Raw genomic sequence first — 26,761 nt, 5'->3', positions numbered from 1 at the left:
TCGGAGGCGTCGACGCGGCAGGTCGAGGCGTTCACGGGACGGACCGCCGGGTCGCCGCCGGGGACGGGGCGGGGGTGGCTTCGGTGCTCCGGTCGAGGCGGAAGTCGTCCCGGTCCGTGTCGTGGGCCAGGAGGTACCACAAGCCGTCGGAGGCAACCAGATGGCAGGGCTCGGCGCGACGCCGTGCGGCGCTCCCGGCGGCGGCAGCCGTGGCGGTGACGGCGGTGGCGGTGGGCCCGTACCGGGTGGTGGAGTCGAACGCCACGATCTCGTGGTCTCGGCATGCGGTGGCGAGAACCGCCGGCGGAGCCGGGTCGGCGCGCGGCCCGCGGTCCTCCCGGACGATGCCGGCCAGGGCGGTCTGCAGGGCGGCGGCCTGGGGACCCGTTCGAGTCTGGCCGGGGCCCGTAGCGCGGCTTCCTCGATGCCGGTCAGGCCGCCGGCGGCGGTGCGCACGAGGTCTTCGTCGGCTCCCGCGACCCGCGGGCCACCCCGGCCCGGACCGAGCCGGACATGATGGGCAACCGCCGTTCGGGGACTGGCTCGCCGCGCACCCCGGCGGCCGGAGGAAGGCGCCGACGCCCACTGCCAGGCCGGGGCCCCGCGGCTGGCCCTGGCCCAACCCTACGAATGGCTCGATCAACCCGATCAGGAAGGTAGAGCCGCCAGATCCGGATCCCCGACCGGACGCCGCCGTCCCGTTCAGCCTTGCGCAGGCCGGCCGACGGCGTTGCCGCGGCAGCCGCCGCAGCCATCCCTGATTGCCGTAGATCCGTAACAACGCCCAGACCGCAGCCCGTTGCGGAGGAAGCAGGCGGAGCGGCACGCATAAGCTCTCGCCGAAGCAGGGCCCGGAAAGAAAGAACCGACCAACTCATCGACATCAGGAGCCAGTCCATGTCCGGCTATCGTGAACTGCTCGGAACCGATTTCGACGGCCGGCCGACGGACGACATCGACGACGTGATCTACGACGCCTTCGAAAGTCCCCGTCACCTGGCCCGTGTTCCGGGCCTCGTCGCCTTGATGAACGACCCCGGCGCGCCGGAGATCGACCGGTTCCTGGCCTGCGTGGTGCTGACGACCTGGGGCGAGGTCGCGGGATACGAGGCGGTGATCCGAGCCGCCGCGGATCCCAAGAACAGCCCCTGGTACGACTTCTCGATCGACCGGAAGTTCTCGGTGGACAGCACCTTCGCGCAGTTGGCGCACGCCGTCGCCGAGCCGGACCTGGCACGGGAGAAGGGAACCGGGGCGCTTCGTGTGGACGCGGCCCGTGCTCTCGTGCGGCTTGCCGACAGCGAGTACTTCGACGACCGGCTGGGCGAGTTGTTCGACAGGGACACGCTTCAGGCACTGCGCGGCGACATCGAGGACGTCATCGCTCGGGGCGTGCGGTCCCTGGCGGCAGGTGACCGGTATCGGTTCGACCTGCCCACTCAGCTGGTGGACCTCGCGGCCGGCGTATCCACCGTCGACGGGCGCCTGGCCGTGGACCTGGCCATGAGCGTGCTGAACGTCAGCTCCTCTCCCCGTTCGCTGACTCATGCCGTCTCCATCGTCTACCGTGCCGAGGGGCCGGAGGCCGTGCGGTTCGGCGAGTTCCTGACGACGGTCGGTGACGAGGGAGTGGGGCGGGAAGTCCGCGAAGCGCTGAGCCCATGCTGAGTGACCCCGTACGTATTCGGTCCCGCCGGCGGGACGCGGAACGGGCGGGCCGGCAACGTCCATGGCGTGGCGGAGCACGTCTTTCATGAACCAACATCGTGATTGACCATGGAAGGCACGGAGGGTCGCGCAGTGTGCCTTGCGTGCGGCGGCCGCGGGGGGCCTAGCGCCCTTGGAGCATGGGATTCGAGCTCCGTCAAGTCCCGCATTGCAGGGGCATGACGCGGCTCGGCGAGCCGGGGCTTACTTGAGGCATGGGTTCACGCAGAACCGGTGGCCCCTCCCCCCCATTCCCCCTCGTAGGAGATCCCCACCATGTCCCGCACCTCCCGCTCCCTGCGTCTCGTGCTGTTCACCGCCTCGGCTTCGCTGGCGGCAGGAGGCGCACTGCTGCCCACGGGTGCGGTCGCCGCCCCGGCCGCGCCGCACGCGGTCACCCTCCCGGCGGACCGCGGCGGCAACGACCACGACAACCACCGGGGCAAGGACAGGAACGGTGACGACGGCGGCTCCCAGAGCAGGGGTACCGGCGAAGGTGAGGAGCAGACCTCACCGAAGGACTCCGAGTCCGGCGTGGTTCCCGAGAGCCACTGCAACGACCCGAAGGCCCTCCCGGGGCTGTGCGTCGACGGCAAGCCCCTGCCGAAGGGCGACGGCACCGTCAAGGTCCCGCAGGGATCGGTCCTGTGCCTGGGGATCGACACCCCCGAGCAGTGCGCCGCCCGGCAGAAGCCCGTCGTGCACAGCCCCACGGGCAGTCCCACCGCGGAGCTCGCCGTGTGACCCGACGGTCCGGAGGCGGAGGCGGAGGCTGAGGCACGGACGGAGGGCGCGGCTCGGGAAGGGGCCGCGCCCTCCGCCCGTCGACTTCGGCGGTGCCCGCGGCGGCGTCCACCGGGTCCACCCGCCCGACCGGGGTCGCGTCGCCGGTCACGGTCACGGTCTCGCTCTCGGTCCCGGTCCCGGTCCCGGTTCCGGCCTCGGCCTCGGTGCCCCGGGAGTTGTCGCATCCCCTGACTACGATCACGTGAGAGCCGACCACCGTCGCCACGAACAGCGAGGACCCCATGACGATGCACCGCCCGGGACGGCCCGCCGACCTGCCGCCGGCGGACGTGCTGTGGGCCCGGTGGGCCCTGGCCGCCGTACTGACGGCCAGGACCGAGGACGAGGACCGCGGGATCCACCGCACCGGCACCTGGGTCGACGGCTCCGGGCTGCACCTGGACGACTGCGGCTGCACCTGGTGGACCATGCGGGACCTGGGCGGCGGCCGCTACGTGCTCTATGGCGAGGACGAGTCCAGCCAGGTCAAGTGGCACCAGCCGGCGGTCGACATGCTGGCCGGGGGCCCGGACTGGCTGCCGTACGAGACGCTGCGCGACCTGCTCGAGGGCTGGGAGCTGGGCTGCGTGTACTGGTACGAGAACGGCGCCTGGGCCCGCGCCCCGTACCCCGAGACCCTGGGGGACGACGGGCTCGACTGCGGGATCAGCCGTTTCGTGGCGCGCGAGGAGCTCTGCCGGGAGCTGAGCCTGTCGGCAGACGACGCGGCCGGGCTGATCGCGGCCGCCGAGGGCTACCGCCTCGGAGCCCGGGCCCTGGAGGAGCTGGCGTCCCGGGCTCCGGACGATGCCCCGGACCTGGCCGCCATGCTGCGTGCGCTCGACCTCGCCGGGCTCGCCGGGCCCGTGGAGGAGCGAGCCGCCGGCGCGGGCTCGGCAGGCGCCGGCACGCCGTAGCGCTGCCTGCGCTCGCACCCCCCCCCGGTCACTCCCGGGGGGCGGGCGCGTCGCCCGGATGCCGTACGGCGTCCGGTGTCGACCGCGCCCCCGTTCCCCGTACGCCCGGCGCTGGCCATGGGGGCGGGGGGCCGCACCGGCGAAAAAAGCTGAGGATTGTTCACTTTCCATTGACACGGCGGCCTCCGGGGCCCAACAGTGCGGGTTGGCACAGCACACAGCCACAGCGCACAGCACGGCACAGCTCAGCCCGCACTGCACCCTGCACCCTGCGACCGAAGTGAGCCCGTATGCCCGCGCCCGATCCCGTACCCCTGCCCCGCTTCCCCGCGGACTTCCTGTGGGGGGTGTCGACCTCCGCCTTCCAGATCGAGGGATCCCCCGCGGCCGACGGCCGCGGGCCCTCCTCCTGGGACGCCTTCACCAGGGAACCGGGAAGGATCAAGGACGGCTCGCACGCCGACACCGCCACCGACCACTACCGCCGCTACCGCGAGGACGTGGCCCTCATGGCCGGACTCGGCGTCGGCGCCTACCGGTTCTCGGTGTCCTGGTCGCGGGTCCTGCCCGACGGCCACGGCCCCGTCAACCCGCGCGGGCTGGACTTCTACGACCGGCTCGTCGACGAGCTGTGCACCCGCGGCATCGCCCCCGTGCCCACCCTCTTCCACTGGGACACCCCGCTCGCCCTGGAGGAACGCGGCGGCTGGCTCGAACGGGACACCGCCGAGCGGTTCGCCGCGTACGCCTCGGTCGTCGCAGAGCGCCTCGCGGACCGCGTCCCCATGTGGATCACCATCAACGAACCCGCCGAGGTCACCCTCCTCGGCTACGGCCTCGGGGAGCACGCCCCGGGCCGGCAGCTCGTCTTCGACGCCCTGCCCGCCGCCCACCACCAGTTGCTGGCCCACGGCCTGGGCGTGCAGGCCCTGCGCGCCGCCGGGGCCCGCCGGATCGGGGTGGCGGCCTCGCACAGCCCCGTGTGGGCCGCCGGCGACGGCCACGCCGACCGGGCGGCCGCCGACCTGTACGACCTGCTGACCAACCGCCTCTTCGCCGACCCGATCCTGACCGGCGCCTACCCGGACGAGGGACTCGCCGCCATGCTGCCGGGGCCGGTGGCGGAGGACCTCCGGGCGATCGCGGCCCCGCTGGACTGGTACGGCGTGAACTACTACAACCCGATGCTCGTCGGCGCGCCGGAGCCGGGCACCCCCACCGCGTTCGGCGGCATCGGCATCCCCGCGGACCTCCCCTTCGGCATCCGGCAGATCGACGGGTACGAGCAGACCGACTTCGGCTGGCCGGTGGTCCCGGACGGGTTGCGCGAACTGCTCGTGGGCCTGCGCGAGCGCTACGGGGACCGGCTGCCCCCGCTCTACATCACCGAGAACGGCTGCTCGTACGGCGACGCGCCCGACCCCGTCACCGGACGCGTCGCGGACGCACGGCGGATCGCCTACCACGAGGGGCACCTGCGGGCCCTGCACCGGGCGATGGAGCAGGGCGTGGACGTCCGCGGCTACTTCATCTGGTCGATCCTCGACAACTTCGAGTGGGCGGAGGGCTACCGGCAGCGGTTCGGGCTCGTCCACGTGGACTACGCGACGCTGGAGCGGACGCCCAAGGACTCGTACGCCTGGTACCGCGACGTGATCGACAGCGGCAGATGACGGCCGGCTCGACGGCCGCGGCGGCCGGCGGCCCCGCCGAAGGCGAAGGGCGAGGCCACGGCGGGGACGGGGGCGGGGACGGGGGCGGGGCCGGGTTCCGGGCCGGCCGAGCCGGCGGGGTCGGCGCGCCGTGGGTGGCGGCGCTGTCCCTGGCCAACCTCGGTGTGTGGGTGGGCTGGTTCGGCCCGCTGCAGCTGCTGCTCGCCCGCCAGGCCGAACTCCTCGCCCCGGACTCCAAGGCCTCCGCCCTCGCGCTGGTCACGGGCATCGGCGCGGCGGTCTCGATGGTCGCGAACCCGGTCTTCGGGGCCCTGTCCGACCGTACGACCGCGGCGGCCGGCCGGCGGATCCCCTGGGTGATCGGCGGCGTCGCGGCCGGCGCGGCCGGCCTGCTGGCGCTGACCCGGGCCGGGAGCATCGCCGCGGTGACGGCGGGCTGGTGCCTGGTGCAGCTGGGCCTGAACGCGGCGTTCGCCGCCCTGACCGCGGCCGTGCCCGACCGGGTGCCGCCCCGGCAGCGCGGGCTCGTCGGCGGCTGGCTCGGCGTCTCCCAGGTGATCGGGATCCTGCTCGGCACGGCACTGGCCGCGGCCGCGGGCGCGATCGCCGCCGGATACGCCGCCTGCGCGGCCTTCGCCGTGCTGGCGGCCGTCCCGTACGTGCTGATGCGCCGCGACAGCCGCCTGTCCCCCGCCGACCGGCCCGTCTTCGGCCCGCGCGCCTTCCTCGCCGGCTTCCGCATCCGCCCGCGCCGGCACCCCGACTTCGCCTGGGCCTGGCTCACCCGGTTCCTGATGAACCTGTCCTACTCGGTCAGCACCATGTACCTGCTGTACTACCTGACCGACGCCGTGCGGTACGGGGGCGACGCGGACACCGGGGTGCTGGTCCTGACCGCGCTCAACGCACTGACCGTCCTGGCCACGGTCGTCATCGGCGGCGTCCTGTCCGACCGCTCCGGCCGGCGCAAGGCGTACGTCATCGGGTCCGGGCTGGTCATCTCGGCGGCCACCCTGCTGCTCGCCGTGTGGCAGACCTGGACGGGTGCGATCGTCGCCTCGCTCGTCCTCGGCATCGGCTACGGCGTCTACACGTCGGTGGACTTCGCGCTGCTGACCGACGTGCTGCCGACGGCCGAGGACCACGGCAGGGACCTCGGCGTCATCAACATCGCCAACGCCCTGCCGCAGGTCCTGGCCCCGGTAGTGGCCGCCCCGGTCGTCACCCACCTGGGCGGCTACACCGCGCTCTACGCCCTCGCGGGCGCCCTGGCCCTGGCCGGGTCGGTGCTGGTCCGCCGCATCCGCGGGGTGGCATAGCGGACCCGCGCCGGTGGTCAGGCCAGCAGGGCGGCCACCGGCGACCTGCCGTCCCACCGCCTCCCGCGCCGGCTTGGCGTCCGGACCCTGGCTGCGGCAGCCGCCGCTGTTCGGGCAGATCCCCCGGCACTTCGGTCGGCTCGACCCGGCCGACGCCGACCTGGCCAGCCCGTGGCTGGCCTGGGCGAAGTACCTCGCCCACCGGCTCGCCGAGGCCCGCGGCTGGGGACGCAACATCCGCTTCGCCGTCAACCGGGGCCCGGCCGTCGTCCTCACCAGTCACGTCGAAGGCGACGTGATCCGGCACACGGAGGTCTTCTCCCCGCTGCGGGCCCTGGACCTGCCCGTCGGCAACATCGTTACGGTCCTGGAGGAGATGGGGATCTTCGAGGACGACAGCGAGCCGTCCCTTAGAGTGCTGGGTCGTCGGACGCCTGGATGGGCTCGCACCCGGCATCCGTTCGGAAGCCGGGCGCTGGACCCGGGTCCTGCGCGACGGCGGCCCCCGCAGTCTCCCGCGACGGGAGGGCACGGTCTGGCTCTCCCTCAACCAGGTCCGTCCGGCCCTGCTGGAGTGGTCGAAGTGCTACGACCACCTGCGGGAGGTGACTCGCGACGACGTCCTCGCCCCCGTCAAGACGCTGCACGGTCACCAGCGGCGTGAGCAGCTCGTCGCTCTGCGGTCCCTGTTCACCTGGGCCAAGCGGCAAGGGCTGATCTTCCGCAACCCCACGAGCCGGAACAAGGGCGGTCAGAACGAGTACGCCGTGCTGCAACCGCTCCTCCCTGAGCAGGTCGAACGCTCCGTCGCTGCTGCGGCGACCCCGGCGGCACGGCTCGTCCTCGCCCTCGCGGTGGTCCACGCCGCACGGGTGGCCCAGATCGCCGCCCTCATGCTGCGAACCTCCACCTGCTGATCAACAACCAGACCGCCAACACGACCAGCCGGGGGAGCAACCACTGGGTCAGCGCTCCGATGCGGGGACAGGACGCGACCCTGGAACGGCTCCGCGTTGACCGGCAGCTCGAAGAGGCCCTGGCCCACGGGCCTGACCCACTGCATCTCGCCGCAGTCTTCGGGCTCGACGAGAGGACCGCGATGCGCAACGCGGACTCCGCACGAGCCCTGCTGCAACAGGCCGCTGAACAGCACCTTCAATGAAATCCGCTCGACCTGGACGCACCGTGAAGGGAATCATGGACGAGTGACGCCGACCGAAGCAGCAGCAATCGCTCTCCAGGACCAAACCGCCCTCTGGAGCATGGGGGAAACCCGCGCGAGCGACGTGGTGAATGCCGCCTGTGACGCGCTCGTCGCCGGACTCGACAGCCCCGGCCTTCGCATCCTCGCCGCCTGCACGCGCGCCGAGGCGGACTACGACGTCCACGACCTGCTTCCCGCAGCACTCGACGAACTCGGCCTCGCCTTCTATCCGGTCGGCAGCGAGGCCGGTCAGGAAGCCGCCGCCCGAGCTCTCGCACGCCGCATGCTCGCCGGAGAGCTCACGCCTCGGGAGTTCACCTTCCGGATTCACCAGCGCCACGGACATGAGCTGCCCCTGACCGAGCGCCTCGCTGAACTCGACGACGAGTACGACATCCTCGAATACGGCGACAGAACCGTGGGCCAGGTCGATGCCGAGGTCACCGCCGAAGCCCGCCGCCTCGCAGCCCACCCGACGGTTCCCGCCGAACCCACGGACTAGCCCAGCTGATGCACACGGACCGACCCGCGAGTTCCCGCTGAACAGACTTCGGTTTCCCTGAACCCACGGGCCTCCTCGGCCTCGGTACTGGTGGGCTCGCCTATCCAACTGTCGCCAGGGGCGCCGGTGGCGAGCAGCGCGTCGAGGCTGCGGTCCGGGAGGGCCGCCAGGGCCGCGGCCGCGTCCTCGGGCGGGGTGTGCTCCGGCAGCAGGGCCAGGGTGGCGCGGGCGCTGCGGGGTGCGGGCGGGCGGATCCCGCCGGGCCGGGCGGGTACGGGCTGCGGGGCGGCGGCCAGCAGTTCGGGCAGGGTTCCGCGGTGGACGCCGAGCCACCGCTCGGCGGTACCGCCGAGGTGGTCCCGGACCAGCGCGCCGAGCAGCCGGGCGGTGGGCTCGTCGGCCCCGCCGCGGCGGCGACGGCGGCCGCGGCGGTCCGGGCGGGACGGGTGTCCTCCACCGCGCGGGCGGCGGCGCCGGACGCGACCTGCTCGCCGGGTGTCTGCCGGGGCAGGGCGAGGAGGGTGCGCAGCGTCTGGGCGGCTGAACTGCCGTGCGAGGCGCTCATGGGGCCGTGCTGGGAGCGGGTCTGACGCCGACCGGTTACCGTCCGAGTCGTGATGGACCCCGCCCACGGGCTTGACGATCTATAGGAGCTTCAAGGCCTCAACGCCTCGGGGGCGGTGGCGGGGGTCCGGCGCGGGCGGGCCCCGTGCGTGAGCGGTGCCGCCGGACGGGTGGGGCGGCACCGCACACGGTGCATGGCTGCCGGGCGGGGTCAGCTGTTGACGCAGACGTTGCCCGCGGTCGGGTTCAGCAGGCCGATGATGTTGACGGTGTTGCCGCAGATGTTGATCGGGATGTGGATCGGTACCTGGACCACGTTGCCCGACAGGATTGCCCGGCGAACCGACGGCGTAATCGTTGGCGGTGCTGTCGGCGACGGCGGATCCGGCCACGCCGAGCGCCGCGCCGACGGCCAGGGACGCTGCGGCGACCATGGTCCGGATCTTCATGAGGATCTCCCATCGACTGAGGGGTGTGCGGGGCCCATCCCCATACCAGTTCGTCACAAAGCGGGGTGATTCACTCTCCCGTGGGCCCTGTCCGCATCGGGCCGACGGGTGACTGTCGGCGGCAGCGGGGGCTTTGTAATGTCACATCGCATGATGTCCTTACGGCGCGCCGCGTCCGCCGCGGCCCTGCTCGCCACCGTCCTGTCCACCGCCCTCACCGCCCCCGCCCACGCGGACGAGGGCTCCGCCACCTGCCGTCCCCCGTCCGCCGCGGCCCCCGACCCGGAGCAGGCCCGCCTCGCGGACCCCCGCACCGCCGCACTCGTCGAACGCGGCGGATTCGGCGACTTCGTCCGCCGCTTCCCCACCGCCCTGTGCAGCAGCCGCACCTCCGCCGAGGCCGGACGGCTGCTCGACGCCTGGGGCACCGCTCTCTGGCAGGCCGCCGTCCAGCGCGCCCAGGGCCGGCGCCCCGGCAGCGACCTGCCTGCCGGCGACGACCGGCCGCTGTACTGGGCGCGCCTCGCCATGACGGTCGAACTCGCCCGCTGGCAACCGACGTTCGGCGTCGACCGGACCGCTCTGCGGACCCGCTTCGAGGACGCCTCGCGCGGGATGACGGACAACGCCTTCCGCCCCACGCCCGGTGTGCGCCGCGTCTTCGTCAGCGGCTTCGACCCCTTCGGGCTGGACGCCGAGATCCGCCGCGCCAACCCCTCCGGCTCCGCGGTCCTGCGGCTCAACGGGCGCCGCATCACCCTCGCCGACGGCGGCACCGCCGAGGTCCGCGCCGTCGTACTCCCCGTGCGGTACGCGGACTTCGACGCCGGCATCGTCGAGCGCGCCTTCGCCCCGCGGCTGGCCGGCGGTCCCGCCCCGGCGGACCTCGTCACCACGGTGAGCCAGGGCTATCCCGGCATCTTCACCCTGGAGGCCTGGGCCGGCCGCTCCCGGTCCGCCGACCCCTACCCCGACAACGCGCGCAGCCTCTCCGGCGGCACCCGCGAGCACCCGGTGACCGCCCCCGGGATGGGCCCGGGAGCGGAGTTCATCCGCACCACGCTGCCCGTCGACGCGGTCACCGCCGCCGTGCAGGCGCCGTTCCCGGTGCGCCTGAACACAGCGGTCACCGAGATACCGGCGGGCGGCAGCACCCCCGTCGACCGGACCGACGGGCCGACGGCCGGCTCGCGGGCCGTCGCGGGCGGCGGGGGCGGCTACCTCTCCAACGAGGTGGCCTACCGCTCCAACCGGCTGCGCGGCGAGCTCGCCCCGCGCCTGCCCGGCGGCCACCTGCACACGCCCGTGCTCACCGGCCTCCCGGCCGACCCGCAGTCCCTGACCGGGCCCGAGTTCGAGCAGAACGAGGACGCGATCGCCGCCGAGGTCCGGGCCGTCCTCGAACACGCTGCCGCCGTACGGCCGTAGCGCCGCGGCGCCGGCCGCAGCGCCACCGCCACACGCCACACGGAGGGCCGTCGGCCCGCCCGGGGTCAAGGTCGGCCCTCCTCGCACCCCACCTGCGGGTGAAGCTGTGCCGGAGATCGGGAACGGGGCCCCGGTCGGCCGGAAGACTGCGCGGGACGGAACACCCGGCACTCCGGAACACCCCCACACCCGCCCCCGAGACAGCGAACGGCAACGGCACATGGCGAACGGCACGGTCCTGCTGGCACTGCGTGAGAACCCCCTCGGAGGCGGCGTCGGCGCCGAACAACTGCGCCGCATCGGAAAAGAACTGGAGAGCCAGGCGCTGGAACTGCGCTGGGCGGCCAACGCCCGCGACGCCCGGGCCACGCTCCGCACGGAGGCGGGGCTCGCGGCGGCCGTGGTCGCCTGGGACCTCCCGCGCAGTCCCGCCGGCCCCGCCGAGGAAGGCGGCGGCAGTGACGTGCTCCGCCACATCGGGAGCCGCTTCAAGGACCTCCCGGTCTTCCTCGTCATGGCCGACGACTCCGACCAGGACCTGGAGCGGCTGCCGCTGTGGGTGTCGGAGACCGTGGTCGGCTACATCTGGCCGCTGGAGGACACCCCGTCCTTCATCGCCGGCCGCGTCGGCACCGCGGCCCGGAACTACCGCAAGGACGTCCTGCCGCCGTTCTTCAAGGCCCTGCGCCGGTTCGACGACGCGCACGAGTACTCCTGGCACACCCCCGCCCACTCGGGCGGCGTGGCCTTCCTCAAGTCCCCCGCCGGCCGGGCCTTCTTCGACTACTACGGCGAGCGCCTGTTCCGCACCGACCTGTCGATCTCGGTCGGGGAGCTCGGCTCCCTCTTCGAGCACAGCGGCCCGATCGGCGAGGCCGAGCGCAACGCGGCCCGCGTCTTCGGCGCCGACCGCACCTACTTCGTCCTGCACGGCGACTCCACCGCCGACCGCATGGTCGGCCACTACAGCGTCACCACCGACGAGATCGCCCTCGTGGACCGCAACTGCCACAAGTCCGTCCTGCACGGCCTGGTCATCTCCGGCGCCCGCCCCGTCTACCTCGTGCCGACCCGCAACGGCTACGGCCTGGCCGGCCCCCTGCCCCCCTCCGAGACCACCGCGGAGAACGTCGCCGCCCGGATCGCCGCGAACCCGCTCACGGCGGGGGCGGTGTCCCGCGACGCCCCGTACGCGGTGCTGACCAACTCGACGTACGACGGCCTGTGCTACGACACCGTGGCCGCCGCCCGCGCCCTCGCCCCGAGCACGCCGCGCCTGCACTTCGACGAGGCCTGGTTCGCGTACGCCCGCTTCCACCCCCTGTACGCCGGCCGCTACGGCATGGCCGTCGGCCCGGACGCCTTCCCGGACGGGGCAGAAGGGCCCGCACGGCCCACCGTGTTCGCCACCCAGTCCACGCACAAACTGCTCGCCGCACTCTCCCAGTGCGCGATGGTCCACGTCAGGTCGGCGCCGCGGGCGCCCGTCGTCCACGAGCGGTTCAACGAGACGTTCATGATGCACGGCACCACTTCCCCGCTGTACCCGGCGATCGCCTCCCTCGACGTGGCCACCGCCATGATGGACGGCCCCCAGGGGCGGTGGCTGATCGACGAGGCCGTGACCGAGGCGATCCGGTTCCGGCAGGCCGTCGTGCGCACGGGGCGCCGGATCGCCGCCGCCGGGGACCGGCCGTCCTGGTTCTTCGGAGTCTGGCAGCCCGACACGGTCACCGACCCGGCCACCGGCGAGCGCATCGCCTTCGAGGACGCACCCCCCGCCCTCCTCGGCCGGGAGCCCCGCTGCTGGCAGCTCGAACCCGGAGCCGCCTGGCACGGCTTCCACGGCCTCACCGACGGCTACTGCCTGCTCGACCCGATCAAGGTCACCTTGACCTGCCCCGGCGTCACCGCCTCCGGCGAGACCTCGGAGTGGGGCGTCCCGGCCCGGATCCTCACCGCGTATCTGGCCGCCCGTGGGATCGTGGTGGAGAAGACCGACAGCTACACCGCCCTGGTGCTGTTCTCCATGGGCATCACCAAGGGCAAGTGGGGCACGCTGATGGACGCCCTCATGGACTTCAAGGCCCTGTACGACGAGGACGCCCCGCTGGACCGGGTCCTCCCGGAGCTCGTCGAGCAGTTCCCGCGGCGCTACGCCCGCACCACGCTCGGCGCACTGTGCCGGCAGATGCACCGGCACCTCACCGACGGGGCGTTCATCGACGCCCTCGACGCCGCCTTCCGGGAACTGCCCGAGCCGGTCGCCGCGCCGCGGCACTGCTACCAGCAGCTCATCCGCGGTGGGACGGAGCGGGTCCGGCTCCGCAAGGCGGCCGACCGGGTCGCCGCCGCCATGGTGACGGTGACCCCGCCCGGCATCCCGGTCCTCATGCCCGGCGAGTCCACCGGCGCCGAGGACGGCCCGCTGCTGCGCTACCTGCGCGCCCTGGAGGCCTTCGACCGGGCCTTCCCCGGCTTCGGCAGCGAGGCGCACGGCGTCACCGTCGACCCCGACAACGGCGACTACCTCATCGAGTGTGTACGCCGTCAGAACACCTGACCTGCGCCGTCGCGCCGCAGGACGCGCGCCGCGGCGCCCGGGAAGTGGTGCGTGCCGTGGCCGAGCGCGAGGACGCGTTCGGGCACGGCACGCCTTCCGGGCTTCCCCCGGACTTCGGTCGGGTTAGGGCACGTTGGTCGTGGTCTCGCAGGCGAGCGAGATGTCCGCGCCGCCCTTGCCGTCGCAGGAGTCCGTCGCGGCGTCGCCGCCGTCCATCACGTCGTTGCCGCCCGCGGCCGCGTCCGCCGTGCCGTCGACCGGGGCCGCCGGGGCGGGGGCGGGGGTGGCGGCAGGGGTGACCGCGGGCTTCGGGCGCGAGGCGGAGGGGGTGCCGGTGTCGCCGCGGCCGCGGGAGGCGTGCCCCGAGTTGCCGTCGCCGATGATCGTGTCCGCGCCCGCGCCGCCCATGAGGACGTCGTTGCCCTCGCCGGTGGCCGTGGCCTCGGCGGAGGAGTCGCCGGTGATGTTGTCGTCGCCGGCGCCGCCGTCGACGACGTCGTTGCCGCCGCCGGAGGCGTTGATGCCGCCCCGGCTGTCGCCGACCAGGTGGTCGTTGCCGTCCCCGCCGAAGACCATGTCGTTGCCGCCGCCCGTGGCGCTGCCGCCGAACGAGATGCTGTCGCCTCCGACGCGGTCGTCGCCCGCGCCGCCGAAGACGATGTCGTTGCCGCCGCCGTCCACGCTCGCCCTGGTGCCGATCAGGTCGCCGCGCACGAGGTCGTTGCCCTCGCCGCCGTCCACCTGGTCGTTGCCGAGACCGCCGGACACCGTGTCGTTGCCGGCGAGGGCGCAGATCACGTCGTCGCCGCCCTTGCCGTCGATGGTGTCGACGTCCGCCGACCCGACGATGACGTCGTTGCCCTCCGTTCCGTTGATCGTCCCGGAGCCGGTGATGGTCGCGACCCGCCCGAAGCAGGTCGCCTCCTCGGCCGCGTCGGCGGCCACCGTCGGGAAGCCGAGGGAGAGCAGCGCTGCCGCCGCCAGGATCAGGTGGGACTTGCGGCCGGGCATACGGACCTCCGGTGGTCGCGCGGGGGTGGGGGGACTGCCAACGTCGAACGCCTGAGGACCATATGGAGTGAAATGGCCAGAAGCAATCAATAAGTGGGATGTTGGGGCCTTTTACCTTCGATCGGCCCCCACGGCGGGTGCCCGCTGTCCCCTGCGGAGCACCCGCCGTGTCCGGCGGCGGGCCCGCTACACCCCCGAGGGGCACCGGCCGGCTCTGTCCGTGCCGTCCGCTCCGTGACGGCACGCCCCCGGGCTCCGTCCCCCGCCCGGGGCCGTCTCCTGCGCGGTCCGCGGCTGCGGCGGCGGACCTCCGGAGACGATGAGGGCGAGGAGGACCGCGACCGCCTCGCTCTGCAGGATCCTGGCCGCCAGCCGCAGGCGCCGCGGGTCGGGGGCCGGCATGGACAGGGCCAGGCACTCCGCGTCCGGCCCGGCCGCGATCGGCACCGCCGCGCACACCGTGCCGAGGGCGTACTCCTGGAGGTCCAGCAGCGGTTCGTGCGGCATCCGGGTGTCGAGCTCGCGGAACAGGTCCCGCTCGCTGGTCACGGTGTGCGGGGTGAACCGGTCGAGCCGGTGCCGGGCCACGTGGTCCCTGCGGTCCGCGTAAGGGAGCTGCACCAGCAGCGCCTTGCCGACCGCGGAGGCGTGCGCGGCGGAACGGAAGTCGACCCATTCCTCGACGGGCGGTGCGGTGGGCGAGTCCGCGTACTGGGTGATGGCGACCTCGCCGTCGGCGTACCGGGCGAGGTACACGGCCGCGCCCACCGCGTCGCGGACCCAGGCCAGGGTCTCGTGCAGCCGGCCGGGCCCGTCGACGGCCTCGGTCAGGGTCAGGGCCGTCCCGGCCGCATAGGCGCCCGGGCCGACCGGGGCGGCCAGCTCCGCCCGGACCAGCCGCTCCATCACCCGCGCCAGGACCCGCTGCGGCAGCCGCGTCAGCCGCCCGATCTGGGCCAGGCTCACCCCGCCGGAGAACCTCCCCACCACCTCCAGAACGCGCAGCGCCTGGTGTACGGCCTCCAGCGCGCCCGGGGCGCGCCCCGCCTCCCGGGAGCGGCGGGGGGCCGGGGGCTGCTGCGGGGTCCGCTGCGGCGCCAGCGCCCAGGCGTTGGCCGCCCGGGTCAGCCGGGCGGTGTCGAGGTGGGCGTGCCGGGCCAGGGCGACGGCGATCTGCGGGCCCGGGAGGAACACCTCGCCGAGGTCCGGGTCCTCCTCCGGCACGAGCCCGGCGACGGCCCGCCGCAGCCGGGCGGCCGGCCGGTGGCGGGCCCCGCCCCGACGGCCCGGCGCGGGCAGGGCGGTGAGGTCCTGGGTGGTGATGGGCGGCGAGGTCCAGATCACCGAGGCGGCGAGCGCCCCTTCGAGGTGGTCGGGGAGCGGCGGCGCCGGCAGGCCGCGGTCCGGGGGCAGGGCGCGCGCGTACCGCTTCCAGTGGCGGGCGGTGGCCACCTCTGCCCGCGCCAGGTGGTGCAGGTAGAGGCAGTGCGCGGCGGCCCGGGAGTCGGCGCCGGCCGCGTACTGGAACCAGAACCGGGCGCCCTCCCCGCGGCCCGCCAGGTGCAGCAGGCAGCCGAACAGCAGCGCGGACGCGGGGCCGTGGGGCCAGGACTGCGGGGCGAGGGCGTGCTCGGCGAGGGGTCTGCTGTCCACGAGCTGTCCGGCCAGGGCGTCGAGCGCTCTACCGGCCCGGACGTGGCAGGCCGCGTCCAGGACGAGGGGGTCGGCCTCGGCCCCGGCGGCGTGCCCGGGCGGAACGCTGGTCCCGGTGGTCCGGGCCGCGGCGCGGGCCCGGTCGGCGGCGACCCGGCGGGCGATGCGGCGCAGGGCCGCGTACTCGTCGTAGCCGGCGTACTCCTCGGCCAGCACCTGTGCGTCCGCCAGGGCGGCGGCCAGTTCGCAGCCCGTGGCACCGCGGTCGCGCGTCATGTCGCCCACTGGCTCTTCTCCTCTCCGGGGGCCCAGTCCAGGCCGAGCTTCCGGGACAGGGTCCGGCGGGCGCCGCGGATGTGCGAGCGGACCGTGGCGGGGCTGATCCCCATCATCCGGGCGACGGTGTCGTAGTCGTTGCCCATCAGGAACGCGAGGAGGACGACGTCGTAGTGCCGCTCGGTCAGTTCGGCGATGGCCGCGTAAAGCCCCAGCTTGGACTCCAGCAGTTCCAGCCGCTCCCGCGAGGCGCGGCGCAGGGCGGCGAACCAGGCCGTCTCCACCATGGCCACCGGCCGGCCCAGGACGGCGAGCCGGCGCTCGACGTGCTCGCGCAGGACGGCCCACGCGAAGCCGTGCAGGCTCTCCTGGCGCAAGGCGTGCTGCCACACCTTCAGCAGGAAGGTGAACACGTCGTCGACGGTGTCCTCGGCGTCCCTGCGGGTGCCCAGTTGGAGGTGGGCGTAGCGCAGGTAGGCGCGGTGGTGCTGGGAATGGAAGGCCGTGAAGTCCACCGGCAGGACACCGGCCAGCTCGCTGGAGACCGCCTGGTCCGCGGATGGGTCGAACTCACCCTCGTTCATGCGCTACTCCCCCACAGCTGCTCGTCGCCGCGGAGGGGCGCGGCGGGTACCTCACGGTGACGGGGCCGGTCATCGGTGCGGCGGCGGCCTTTATCAGCACGTGGGCAACTGTCTGGACGGCGTTCACGTCGGTACGCGACCTTCCGGTGGGATGGGGTGTCGGGAGGGGCCGGTTCCCGCTCCGGCACCCGGGAGTTCCGGAAAAGGGCTCCCCATCCTCAGCCCATCGCACCGGACGCCCGTTTGTGCACGCGTGGTCCACGAATTTCTTCGGAAATGGCGCATCCAGCGCAGTACGCGCCCCCTTGCATCCGGCATGCGCCGGTGCAGGTGGTCGCTCCGGGGCGGGTCGCGACCGCGCCCGCGGGCGGTCAGGCGCGCGTGCCGCTCTCGTGCGCCCCGGCCGCCCCGCCGGCCCCGACCGCCCCGCCGGTCTCTTCGGCCACCTCGGCCTCTGCCGCCTCCCGTGCCTCGCGGCGGCGCCGGGCGTCCCGGTCGGTCCGCGAGTCGTACGTCAGCAGGGCGGGCAGGAGGGCGCAGAGGGCCGCCACCGCGCCCACGCACAGCAGCCCCCCGCCCCAGAAGGCGGGACGGGTGCCGGTCCAGCCGGCCATGGTTCCGGCACGGACCTGGCCGAGCTGCGGGCCCACGCTGTACGAGAGCACCTCGATGCCGGCCAGCCGCCCGCGCAGCTCCTCGGGGATCGTCTGGTTCCAGATGGTCGCCCGGCCGAGCCCGCTCAACATGTCGCCGGCGCCCGCGACCGCCAGGCACAGCAGCACGACCCGGATGTCCGTGGACCAGCCCGCGCCCGCGACGGCCGCACCCCAGACCGCCGCGCCGCACACCACGAACAGGCCGTGCCGGCGCACCCGCGAGGTCCAGCCGCTGGTGACCCCGAGCAGGAGCGAACCCACCGCGCCCGCCGAGTACATCAGGCCCAGCGCCCACACGGCGTCGAGCTCGTCGGCGAGGAAGGGGAAGAGCGTGTGGGGGAAGGCGAAGAACATCGCCGCGAGGTCCACGGCGTAGGTTCCCAGCAGCACCGGCCGGCTCCACGCGTACCGCGCGCCTTCGGCGATCCCGCGCAGCGAGGGCCGCTCCGCGCCCGGCGCGGGCGGAGCCGGGGCCAGCCGGGTGCACAGGGCGACGGAGACGGCGAACCCGACGACGGTGACGGCGTACGCGGCGGCGTACCCGGCGTAGGCGACGACCAGGCCGGCGAGGGCCGGGCCGGCGATCGCGCCGATCTGGTAGCGCAGGGCGTTGAGCGCGGCGGCCGCGGTCATCTGCTCGTGCGGCACGATCCGCGCCAGCAGCGAGTCCAGGGCGGGCCGCTGGAGGCCGGAGAGCGCGGAGACACCGGCCGCGACCACGTACAGCGGCCACAGCAGCGGGTCCGGCAGCAGGGCGTTGAGGAGCAGGAGCAGGGCCAGCAGGCCGAGGCCCGCCTCGCTCAGCAGGATGAGCCGCCGCCGGTCGAGGGCGTCGGCGAGCGCGCCCCCGTACAGTCCGAAGACGACGAGCGGGACGAGTTCCACCGCGCCCATCGCGCCCACCGCGAGCGGGGAGCCGGTCAGCTCCTTGATCTGCAGGGGCAGGGCGATCATGGCCATGAAGGAGCCGAAGAAGGTCACCGCGCCCTGGAAGAAGAGGGTGCGGAAGTCACGGCTGGAGCGCCACGGCGAGAGGTCGGGCAGCAGGTTCGACAGGCGGCGGGCGGTACTCACAGCGGTTCATGGTCCGCGAGGGCCGCGGCGGACGGCAAAGCATTTTCCGCCCGCCGCGGCTCCCCGACCACCGGCCGGGAGCGGTCAGGACGCTGCGTCGGCGCCGAGGTGCTGCCACAGGAAGGTGTAGGCGAGGGCCTGGTTGTGGGCGGCCTGTTCGTTGTCGGAGGCGCCGCCGTGGCCGCCGCCGGTGTTCTCGTGGAACAGGACGCGGTGGCCGAGCTCCCGCAGCCGGGCCGCGGTCTTCCGGGCGTGACCGGGGTGCACCCGGTCGTCGCGGGTGGAGGTCATCAGCAGCACCGGCGGGTACGGCCGCCCGGCCGCGAGGTTGTGGTACGGGGAGATGTCCTGAAGGTGCGGCCGGTCGGCCTCGGTGTCGGGGTCGCCGTACTCGGCGATCCATGACGCGCCGGCCAGCAGCCGGTGGTAGCGCAGCATGTCGAGGAGCGGGACCTTGGCGACGACCGCGCCGAACAGCTCGGGGTACCGGACGAGCATGGCTCCCATGAGCAGGCCGCCGTTGCTGGCGCCGGTGATGCCGAGCCGCTCCGGGGTGGTGATTCCGCGGGCGGTGAGGTCCGCGGCCACGGCGGCGAAGTCCTCGAAGGCGCGGACCCGGTCGGCGCCGAGGGCGGCCTGGTGCCAGGCGGGGCCGTACTCGGCGCCGCCGCGGATGTTGGCGACGACGAAGGTGCCGCCGCGGGCGAGCCAGGCGCGGCCGGTGAGGGCGTTGTAGCCGGGGGTCTGCTGGTCGCGGAAGCCGCCGTAGCCGTAGAGCAGGGCCGGGCCGGGCCGGTCGCGGTCGGCGGGGCCGACGACGAAGTAGGGCACGGCCGTGCCGTCCCGGGAGGTGGCGAAGAACTGCCGTACGTCCAGGCCGGCGGTGTCGAAGCGGGCGGGGGCCCGCTTGAGCACCTCGGTGTCGCCGCCGATGTGGCCGCGGGTGAGGGTGGAGGGCTGGAGGAAGCCGTCCACGTCGAGGAAGTACTCGTCGGAGGTGTCCGGGTCGGTGTCGGTGATGCACGCGGAGGACAGCGGCGGCACGTCGGCGAGCGGGCGGCGGCTCCAGCCGTCGGGGCCGGGGGTGAGGACCTCCAGCCGGGTGGCGACGTCGGCCAGCGTGTCCAGGATGAGGTGGTGGCGGGTCCAGCAGTGGCCGGACAGGGCGGTGCGCCCGTCGGGGGTGAACAGGGCGTGGGCGGTGCGGTCGCCCGCCATGAAGGCGTCGAAGTCGAACACGAGGAGCGAGCCGGCCGGGTGGCCGAGCCAGGGGCTCTTCGGGGTGACGACCAACCACTGCCGGTACGCGTACGCGCCGGCGTCGGCCGGCACGTCGATCCTGACCAGCCGGTCGCCGTGGGCGAGCAGGTGCAGCTCGTGGTGGAAGAAGTCGGTGGCGCGGGAGACGAAGGCCCGCTCGAAGCCGGGTGTGGCGTCGTACCAGCCGGAGGCGGAGACGTCCGCGTGTTCGGCCTCGAAGACGGTCTCGGCGTCCTCCAGGGCGGTGCCCCGCCGCCAGCGGCGGACGGTGCGCGGGTAGCCGGAGGCCGTCAGGGAGTCGGGGCCGAGGTCGGCGCCGATGAAGACGGTGTCCTCGTCGATCCAGGCGACCCGGGTCTTCGCCTCGGCGACCTCGAAGCCTCCTGCGACGAACGCCCGCTCCTCCAGGTCGAATTCGCGGACCACGACCGCGTCGGAGCCGTCCCGCGAGAGCATGACCAGCGCCCGCCGGTAGTCCGGGTAGCGGACGGCGGCCCCGGCCCACACCCACTCCTCGCCGTCCGCCGCCGCGAGGGCGTCGACGTCGAGGAGGACCTCCCAGGCGGGATCGTCCTTGCGGTACTGCTCCAGCGTGGTGCGCCGCCACACGCCCTTCGGCCGGTCGGCGTCCCGCCAGTAGTCGTAGAGGTACGCCCCGCGGCGGACGGTGTAGGGGATGCGCTCGGCGTCGTCGAGCACCTCGCGCAGCGCGCCGCGCAGTGCCTCGAAGCGGGGGTCCGAGGTGAGCGCGGCGGCGGTCTCCGCGTTCCGCTCGGCGACCCAGCCCAGCGCGGCCTCGCCCTCGACGTCTTCCAACCACAGGAACGGATCTTCACCAGTCACCCCATGATTGTGCCGTCCGGGCCGGCCGCCCGGTGACGCATCCCCTCCGGACCGCGGCCGCGCCGCCGCTCAGGCCCTCATGGGGCGGTCGTGCGCGCACACGGGGGCGGGGAGGGAGGTCGACCCGGTGAGGTAGCGGTCGACGGCGGCGGCGGCCGCCCGGCCCTCCGCGATGGCCCACACCACCAGGGACTGCCCGCGCCCGGCGTCCCCGGCGACGAACACCCCGTCGGCGCGGTCCGGGGGGCCGCCTGCGGGGGCCGGCTGCGGGAGGGCCGCGAAGCCGGGGGTGCGGGCGTACGCGCCGCGGTCGTCCCGGGTGAGGCCGAGCTGCTCCTCCAGGGCGGCGGCCCGTTCCGGTCCCGAGAAGCCGAGGGCCAGCAGGACCAGTCCCGCCTCGATGACCCGCTCGGTCCCGGGGACGGGCAGCCGGGTCACCGGTTCCACCTCGGTCAGGTGCAGGGCCCGTACCCGGCCCTGCGCGTCGCCGTCGAAGTGCAGGGTGGCGTGGGCGAAGATCCGCGGGTCGCCGCCGTGGCGGTCGCGGGCCTCCTGGTGGGCGTGGGAGATCCGGTAGACCCTCGGGTACACGGGCCAGGGCTCGGTGTCGGAGCGGCCGGGGCCGGGCTCCGGGTTGATGTCGAGCTGCACCACCGACCGGGCGCGCTGCCGCAGGGCGGTGCCGAGGCAGTCGGAGCCGGTGTCCCCACCGCCGACGATCACCACGTGCCGGCCCTCGGCGCTGACCGGGGCCGCCGCGAGATCGCCCTCCTGAACCCGGTTCGCGCCGGTGAGGTACTCCATGGCCTGGTGGATGCCGTGCAGGCCGCGGCCCGGTACGGGCAGCTCGCGGCGCTCGCCGGCGCCGACCGCGACGACGACGGCGTCATGCCGTCTGCGCAGGTCGGCCGGGTCGACGCCGCCTCCGACGTCCGCCCCGGTGCGGAAGACGGTGCCCTCGTCGCGCATCTGCGCGATCCGGCGGTCCAGGTGCGGCTTCGCCATCTTGAAGGCGGGGATGCCGTAGCGGAGCAGCCCGCCGATCCTGTCGGCGCGCTCGTGGACGACGACGGTGTGCCCGGCCCGGGTCAGTTGCTGGGCCGCGGCGAGCCCGGCCGGGCCCGACCCTATGACGGCCACGGTCCGGCCGGTCGCCCGGGCGGGCGGGACGGGGGCGGTGTACCCGTGCTCCCAGGCCTGGTCGGCGATGGTCTGCTCGACGTTCTTGATGGTGACCGGGTCGGAGTTGATCGCGAGGACGCAGGAGTCCTCGCAGGGGGCGGGGCAGAGCCGGCCGGTGAACTCGGGGAAGTTGTTGGTCGCGTGGAGCCGGTCCGAGGCCGCCTGCCAGTCGCCGTGCGCGGCGTACGCGTTCCACTCGGGTATGAGGTTGCCGAGCGGGCAGCCGGCGTGGCAGAAGGGGATCCCGCAGTCCATGCACCGGTTGGCCTGTGCGGACACCAGGGGCAGCAGGGCCTGCCCGGCGTGCACCTCCTGCCAGTCGCCGAGCCGCTCGCCCGAGGGCCGGGCCGGGACGGGGCTGCGGGGGGTGCGGAGGAAGCCGTGCGGATCGGTCATGCGCCGCCTCCCAGGCTCTCGGGCGGTTCCGGCGTTCAGACCAGGCTACGCCGGGTGGGGCGCACCGTCCCGGCGACCGCTCGGCACCCGGCCGGCGCCTGCCCGGCACCCGGCCGGCGCCTGCCCGGCGCCTGTCGGCGCCCTTCCGGCCTGCGCATCCGGCCGGGGCCCGCGCCCGAGCCCGCTCCCGCGGGGCGGGGGCCGGCCGGCGGGCCGGTCAGTCCAGGTCGAGGTGGTAGACGCCGGCCGTGGCGTCGGCGAAGAGCGTGAACTGCACCCGGGGCTCGGCCGGACCACCCGCGGCGCCCGCGCCGCCCTCGTCGCCGTCCATGTCGAGCTCCACCGGCTCGGCGTCCACGAGGACGTACTCGCCGTAGCTCTCGAAGTCGCCGGGGCCGTCCGCAACGCCGATGTGGATCGGGGTGTCGTCGGGCAGTGCGGCCAGCACCTCGCGCAGCCGGCCGGCAGTCCATACCTGGGGGTTGTGATCGAACGTCTCAGCCATGCGGAGACAGTAGAGGCACCCGGGGTCACCGGCGGCCGCGCCGCGCCGAACGGTTTTTTCCGGACACGGGTCAGTTTTTCAGGGCGCGTTGACACCCTCCCAGAGGGCGGCCAGGTGAGCGTGCAGGACGTCCTGGGCCTGGTTCTCGGTGAGGTGGCCGATGAGGACGTGCGCGGTCAGTCCGTCGGCGAGGGCGAGGAGGGTGCGGGCCCGCCGGGCCGGGTCCGGGAGGGCGGCCCCGTCCCCGGCGGCCTCCGCGACGAGTCGGGTGAACACGTCCTGCAGGGCTGCGTAGTTGGCCCGCACCGCACGGGCCAGTGGCTCGCTGACGGCGGCCTGGGCGAGGAAGGCCAGCCACACCCGGGCCTCGGCGCGGTGCTCGCCCCGCAACAGGGCGATCTCGGTGGCGGCGTGGCCCAGGGCGGTGCCGGCCGACTGGGCGGGGCTGCGGACCAGGCGGGCCCGTACGCGCTCGCCGATGCGGTCGCCGATGTGGCCGAGGGCGAAGAGGAGCATCTCCTCCTTGGTGCGGAAGCACCGCTGGACGGCGCCCATCGACACCTGGGCGCGGTCGGCGACGTCGCGCAGGGTGACGCCCTCCAGCCCGCTCTCGTCGGCGAGCGCACAGACGGCCTCGGCGATCCCGCGGCGCCGGCCTTCGTGGTCCACCTGCCGGGGCATGCGCGTCTCCTGTCCTGGTGTGCCGGGCGGGTCGTCCGGGGCCGCGCGCGGCCACCCGGGGCACTTTATTCGATGCAGCCGCATCGGTTCCTGGGTACCGTTCCGATGCAAGCGCATCACAACGAGTACGGGGAGGTGGGGGCGCCGTGCGCGATCCCCTTTGGCGGCTGTCGGCGGCGGAGCAGGCGGAGGCGGTGCGCCGGGCGGAGGTCTCGGCGGTGGAGCTGGTCGCGAGCCACCTGGAGCGGATCGCCGAGGTCAACCCGCAGGTGAACGCGGTCACCCAGCTGATGGCGGAACGGGCCCTGGCGGACGCGGCCGCCCTCGACCGGCGGCGCGCGGCCGGCGAGGAGCCGGGGCCGCTCGCGGGCGTGCCGTTCACCGTGAAGGAGACCACGGCGGTGGCGGGGGTGCCGACCACGTTGGGCGCGCGGCGGTTCCGGGACCTGGTGGCGGCCGCGGACGCGCCCCCGGTGGCGCGGCTGCGCGCGGCCGGGGCGATCCCGGTCGGGCACTCCAACATGCCGACGCTGGTCCTGGCCGGGATGCACACGTGCAGCCAACTGTTCGGCGACACGGTCAACCCGTGGGACCCGGCCCGTACCCCCGGCGGGACCAGCGGGGGCGATGCGGTGGCCGTGGCCACCGGCATGGCGGCGCTCGGGCTCGGCAACGACTCCGGCGGTTCGCTGCGCGTCCCGGCCCACTTCTGCGGGGTCGCGGCGCTCAAGCCGACGACCGGCCGGTTCCCCGCGGACCACCGCGTCCTCGGCCCCGAGGACCCCGGACCGGCCTCGCAGATGCTGGTCACCGACGGCCCGCTGGCCCGCCGGGTACGCGATCTGCGGCTGGCGTACGAGGTCCTGGCCGGGGCCGACCCCCGCGACCCGCGGGCGCTGCCCGTACCGGTGCGCGGGGAACCGCTGCCGGGGCCGGTCAGGGTCGCGGTGGTGGCGGACCCGGGCGGGCACGGCGTCCACCCGGAGGTGCGGGCGGCCGTGGAGGCGGCGGCGGAGGCGCTGCGCGACGCCGGGTACGACGTGCGCGAGGTGGCGGACGTGCCGCGGCTGGACGAGACGCTGGAGGCGTACGAGCGGATCACCATGACGGAGTTCGCGCCGTCCTGGCCGGCGGTGCGCGGGCTGCTCGGGCCGGAGGGGAGCCGCTACATCGAGATGGCGATGGAGCGGACGCCTCCGGTGGACGCGGCCGGACTGGTCCGGCTGATGGGCACCTGGCTGGGCGTCCGCCGCTCGTGGGCGGAGTTCCTGGACGAGTGGCCGCTGCTGCTCGGGCCGTCGTTCACCGAGCCGCCCGTCGAACCGGGGCTGGAGTCACGGGACCGGGCGGGCCGGGACCGGGTCGCGGCGGGCCTGCGCCTGTGCACGGCGACCAGCTTCGCGGGCCTGCCCGGGGTGGCCGTACCGACCGGGACGGACGCCGACGGGCTGCCGAGCGGGGTACAGATCGTGGGGCGGGCGTTCCGCGAGGACCTGTGCCTGGACGCGGCTCGTGCGGTGGAGGACCGGCTCGGCGTCCTGACGCCGGTCGACCCGCGCGGCTGAGACGTGCCCCGCTCGACCCGACCCCGCTACCTGCCGCTCGCGTCGAGCAGCCGGTCGGGGGTCCGGGGCGGGACTCCCGTCAGGACGTCCCGGGAGGCCCGTTCGGTGATCCAGGCGCGGACCTGCGCCGGGGTGGCGTCGGGGTGCGCGGACAGGTACAGCGCGACGGCACCGGCCACGTGGGGGGCGGCCCACGAGGTGGCGATGGCGTCGCTCGTGACGGTGCCACCGCCCGCCGCCGCGGAGGTGATCTTCTCTCCGGGGGCGTACAGGTCGACGCAGGTGCCGTGCCCGGAGCCGAACGCGTCGCTGTCCCGCCAGTGCTTGTCGTCGGCGGTGGAGGCGGCGACCACGAGCGCGCCGCGCGCCCCCGCCGGGGAGTGCGCGCAGGCGTCGTCCGAGAAGTTGCCCGCCGAGACGACGACGGGGATTCCCGAGGCGATCAGGCGCTCGACGGCCGCGTCGAGGGCGGTGGAGCGCTTTTCCAGGTTGAGGGACATGTTGACCACGGCCGGGCGGCGGGCGTGTTCGGCCACCCAGTCCACCGCCTTGACGACGGAGTCCCCGGCGGCCGGGCCGGCGTCCTCCGCCCGCGCCGAACCGCCCCCGCCCTCCTCGCAGGCGATGGCCTGGACGCGGACGAGTTCGGCGCGCGGGGCGACGCCGAAGGTGCGGCCGCCGATGATGCCGGACACGAACGTGCCGTGCCCCAGCCCGCCGCCGTCGAGGCAGTCTCCGGCGTCCGGGTCGCCGACGAAGTCGGCGCCGAGGGAGGCGCGGCCGCCGAACTCCGCGTGCTTCACGTCCAGGCCGGTGTCGAGCACGTAGACGCGTACGCCTCTGCCGTCGGCGCCGGGGGCGAAGGTGCCGTCGAGCGGACGGCTGCGCTGGTCGATCCGGTCCAGGTTCCAGGGGACCCCCGTACGGGGGGCGGGCGCGGCGCCGGGCTTCCCGGACGGCGGCGTCCCGCCCGAGGGGGCGCCGGACGGGCCGGGCGCGCCGGAGGCCCCGCCGCCCGGCGGGACGGACGGGGCGGGCCCGGGTGCGCCGGAGGAGGCCGCGGAGGGGCCGGGGGTGCCCGGGGTGGCCGGGTCCTCGGTCGGGGAGCAGGCCGAGAGCCCGACGAGTGCCACCGCCACCGCGGTGGCCGCCATCGCGTGGGTGCGTGCGCGTGCCATGTCCGTCCCCCGTCGCCGGTGCGGCCGTGTGCCGCCGGGGGCGGAGACGTCCGGGGCGGCGGCGCGGTTGCACGAGACAATTGGATCTTCAACCACGTCTGGTGTAGAACACATCACCGATCAGGCATGATCACAACGGATTTCAGCCATCGGGGGATTTGACATGAGGTCAACTCGACGTACCATCGGCGCCCTTGCGCTCGTCGCCGCGCTCGGCTCCGTCGCGGCCTGCGGGCCCGAGGACACACAGGCGGGCGGCACCACGGGGGGCTCCGGCGCGTCCGCCCAGCCTTCCGCGAAGCCGTCCGCCCAGGCGCCCGCGGGCGGGAGCCCTTCCGCCGGCGCCGCCGCGCCGGGCGGCGACTGCGGGCAGCCGCCGAAGCTGCCGGCCGGCCACAAGATGGTCGAGGTCGCCGTACCGCCGTCGAAGGGCTCGATGTCCGCCAAGGACGCGCAGCCGGAGTGCACGCCGAACGACTGGATCTACCACGGCAAGGGCGAGGCGAAGTACTACCTGTTCGCCGAGGAGGTCAAGGCGGAGCTGTCCACCGGCTCCGGCTCCACCAAGACCGTCCCGGTCGGCGAGCTGTGGATGCACGCCGGCGACTGCCTGACGAAAACCCCTGTGAAGCAGCCGTACACCTGCTCGGGCAACATCTACGACATCACCGTCGACGGCGAGGGCAAGGTCAAGACCATCAAGGAGGTCTGGCACCCGTAACGGGCGCGCGTCCCGGGCCGGGGCGGCAGCGGTCCCGCCGCCGCCCCGGCTCCGGCCCCGGCCC

General features: G+C 74.5%; 21 protein-coding genes and 2 pseudogenes. 12 read left to right on the top strand and 11 right to left on the bottom strand.

Annotation, left to right across the window (positions count from 1 at the left end; translation table 11 throughout):
* Positions 1-31: 31 nt before the first annotated feature.
* Positions 32-265 (bottom strand): WYL domain-containing protein, encoded by a 234-nt coding sequence (locus ACSHWO_RS31100; protein ID WP_438317174.1) that lies wholly within the window; start codon positions 263-265, stop codon positions 32-34.
* Between the two features lie 632 nt (positions 266-897).
* Between ACSHWO_RS31100 and ACSHWO_RS31095 the strand changes: the two genes are divergently transcribed.
* The 8 genes from ACSHWO_RS31095 (at position 898) to ACSHWO_RS31060 (ending at position 8,698) form a co-directional block, all read left to right on the top strand.
* Positions 898-1,668 (top strand): hypothetical protein, encoded by a 771-nt coding sequence (locus tag ACSHWO_RS31095; protein WP_438317171.1) that lies wholly within the window; start codon positions 898-900, stop codon positions 1,666-1,668.
* Positions 1,669-1,983: 315 nt separating this feature from the next.
* Complete coding sequence (locus tag ACSHWO_RS31090) at positions 1,984-2,451, top strand: hypothetical protein (protein WP_438317168.1); 468 nt, start codon at positions 1,984-1,986, stop codon at positions 2,449-2,451.
* Between the two features lie 284 nt (positions 2,452-2,735).
* Positions 2,736-3,410, top strand: a complete 675-nt coding sequence (locus ACSHWO_RS31085; RefSeq protein WP_438317165.1) for a hypothetical protein — start codon at positions 2,736-2,738, stop codon at positions 3,408-3,410.
* A gap of 290 nt (positions 3,411-3,700) precedes the next feature.
* Positions 3,701-5,083, top strand: coding sequence for a GH1 family beta-glucosidase (locus ACSHWO_RS31080; protein ID WP_438317162.1), 1,383 nt, complete (start codon positions 3,701-3,703; stop codon positions 5,081-5,083).
* Positions 5,080-6,402, top strand: a complete 1,323-nt coding sequence (locus ACSHWO_RS31075; protein WP_438317159.1) for an MFS transporter — start codon at positions 5,080-5,082, stop codon at positions 6,400-6,402. The genes ACSHWO_RS31080 and ACSHWO_RS31075 overlap by 4 nt, the downstream gene beginning before the upstream one ends.
* 605 nt (positions 6,403-7,007) lie before the next feature.
* Positions 7,008-7,319 (top strand): hypothetical protein, encoded by a 312-nt coding sequence (locus tag ACSHWO_RS31070; protein WP_438317156.1) that lies wholly within the window; start codon positions 7,008-7,010, stop codon positions 7,317-7,319.
* 288 nt (positions 7,320-7,607) lie between these two features.
* Entirely contained in the window at positions 7,608-8,108 is a 501-nt protein-coding gene (locus ACSHWO_RS31065) for a hypothetical protein (RefSeq protein ID WP_438317153.1), read from the top strand.
* Positions 8,109-8,425: 317 nt separating this feature from the next.
* The gene (locus ACSHWO_RS31060) at positions 8,426-8,698 is read left to right on the top strand and encodes a hypothetical protein (protein ID WP_438317150.1); all 273 of its coding nucleotides are present in this window, start codon (positions 8,426-8,428) and stop codon (positions 8,696-8,698) included.
* 185 nt (positions 8,699-8,883) lie between these two features.
* Here ACSHWO_RS31060 and ACSHWO_RS31055 read toward each other — a convergent pair.
* Positions 8,884-9,121 (bottom strand): annotated as a pseudogene (locus tag ACSHWO_RS31055) (chaplin).
* Between the two features lie 150 nt (positions 9,122-9,271).
* Between ACSHWO_RS31055 and ACSHWO_RS31050 the strand changes: the two are divergent.
* On the top strand, positions 9,272-10,549 hold the full coding sequence (locus ACSHWO_RS31050) for a pyroglutamyl peptidase (RefSeq protein ID WP_438317147.1): 1,278 nt from the start codon (positions 9,272-9,274) through the stop codon (positions 10,547-10,549).
* 220 nt (positions 10,550-10,769) lie between these two features.
* Entirely contained in the window at positions 10,770-13,112 is a 2,343-nt protein-coding gene (locus ACSHWO_RS31045; protein WP_438317144.1) for an Orn/Lys/Arg decarboxylase N-terminal domain-containing protein, read from the top strand.
* 123 nt (positions 13,113-13,235) lie between these two features.
* On the opposite strand, the gene ACSHWO_RS31040 is transcribed toward ACSHWO_RS31045, so the two are convergent.
* From ACSHWO_RS31040 to ACSHWO_RS31005, 8 genes and pseudogenes are all read right to left on the bottom strand, one after another.
* Positions 13,236-14,123, bottom strand: coding sequence for a calcium-binding protein (locus ACSHWO_RS31040; RefSeq protein WP_361086400.1), 888 nt, complete (start codon positions 14,121-14,123; stop codon positions 13,236-13,238).
* 315 nt (positions 14,124-14,438) lie between these two features.
* Positions 14,439-15,149, bottom strand: a pseudogene (locus tag ACSHWO_RS31035) (IclR family transcriptional regulator domain-containing protein); the annotation flags it as partial.
* An 899-nt stretch (positions 15,150-16,048) separates the two neighbouring features.
* Entirely contained in the window at positions 16,049-16,636 is a 588-nt protein-coding gene (locus ACSHWO_RS31030) for an RNA polymerase sigma factor (protein WP_385838891.1), read from the bottom strand.
* 371 nt (positions 16,637-17,007) lie between these two features.
* Positions 17,008-18,366 (bottom strand): MFS transporter, encoded by a 1,359-nt coding sequence (locus tag ACSHWO_RS31025; RefSeq protein WP_438317140.1) that lies wholly within the window; start codon positions 18,364-18,366, stop codon positions 17,008-17,010.
* 84 nt (positions 18,367-18,450) lie between these two features.
* Positions 18,451-20,469, bottom strand: a complete 2,019-nt coding sequence (locus ACSHWO_RS31020) for a prolyl oligopeptidase family serine peptidase (RefSeq protein ID WP_438317137.1) — start codon at positions 20,467-20,469, stop codon at positions 18,451-18,453.
* A gap of 69 nt (positions 20,470-20,538) precedes the next feature.
* Positions 20,539-22,047, bottom strand: a complete 1,509-nt coding sequence (locus ACSHWO_RS31015; protein ID WP_438317134.1) for a glutamate synthase subunit beta — start codon at positions 22,045-22,047, stop codon at positions 20,539-20,541.
* Between the two features lie 217 nt (positions 22,048-22,264).
* Complete coding sequence (locus tag ACSHWO_RS31010) at positions 22,265-22,552, bottom strand: DUF6225 family protein (protein ID WP_385838907.1); 288 nt, start codon at positions 22,550-22,552, stop codon at positions 22,265-22,267.
* A gap of 78 nt (positions 22,553-22,630) precedes the next feature.
* Positions 22,631-23,233, bottom strand: a complete 603-nt coding sequence (locus ACSHWO_RS31005; RefSeq protein ID WP_438317130.1) for a TetR/AcrR family transcriptional regulator — start codon at positions 23,231-23,233, stop codon at positions 22,631-22,633.
* 146 nt (positions 23,234-23,379) lie between these two features.
* Between ACSHWO_RS31005 and ACSHWO_RS31000 the strand changes: the two genes are divergently transcribed.
* Entirely contained in the window at positions 23,380-24,798 is a 1,419-nt protein-coding gene (locus ACSHWO_RS31000; protein ID WP_438317127.1) for an amidase, read from the top strand.
* Between the two features lie 26 nt (positions 24,799-24,824).
* Here ACSHWO_RS31000 and ACSHWO_RS30995 read toward each other — a convergent pair whose 3' ends face one another.
* On the bottom strand, positions 24,825-25,976 hold the full coding sequence (locus ACSHWO_RS30995; RefSeq protein ID WP_438317124.1) for a S8 family peptidase: 1,152 nt from the start codon (positions 25,974-25,976) through the stop codon (positions 24,825-24,827).
* Positions 25,977-26,139: 163 nt separating this feature from the next.
* On the opposite strand from ACSHWO_RS30995, the gene ACSHWO_RS30990 reads away from it, so the two are divergent.
* Positions 26,140-26,697, top strand: a complete 558-nt coding sequence (locus ACSHWO_RS30990; RefSeq protein ID WP_438317121.1) for a hypothetical protein — start codon at positions 26,140-26,142, stop codon at positions 26,695-26,697.
* The last annotated feature ends 64 nt before the right edge of the window (positions 26,698-26,761 follow it).

The organism is Streptomyces pallidus (ex Mingjun et al. 2026) (assembly GCF_051550185.1).
In the GTDB taxonomy this organism is placed as follows: Bacteria; Actinomycetota; Actinomycetes; order Streptomycetales; family Streptomycetaceae; genus Streptomyces.
The sequence above is the reverse complement of the archived record's forward strand: the minus strand, read 5'-3'. Positions and strand labels throughout refer to the sequence as shown.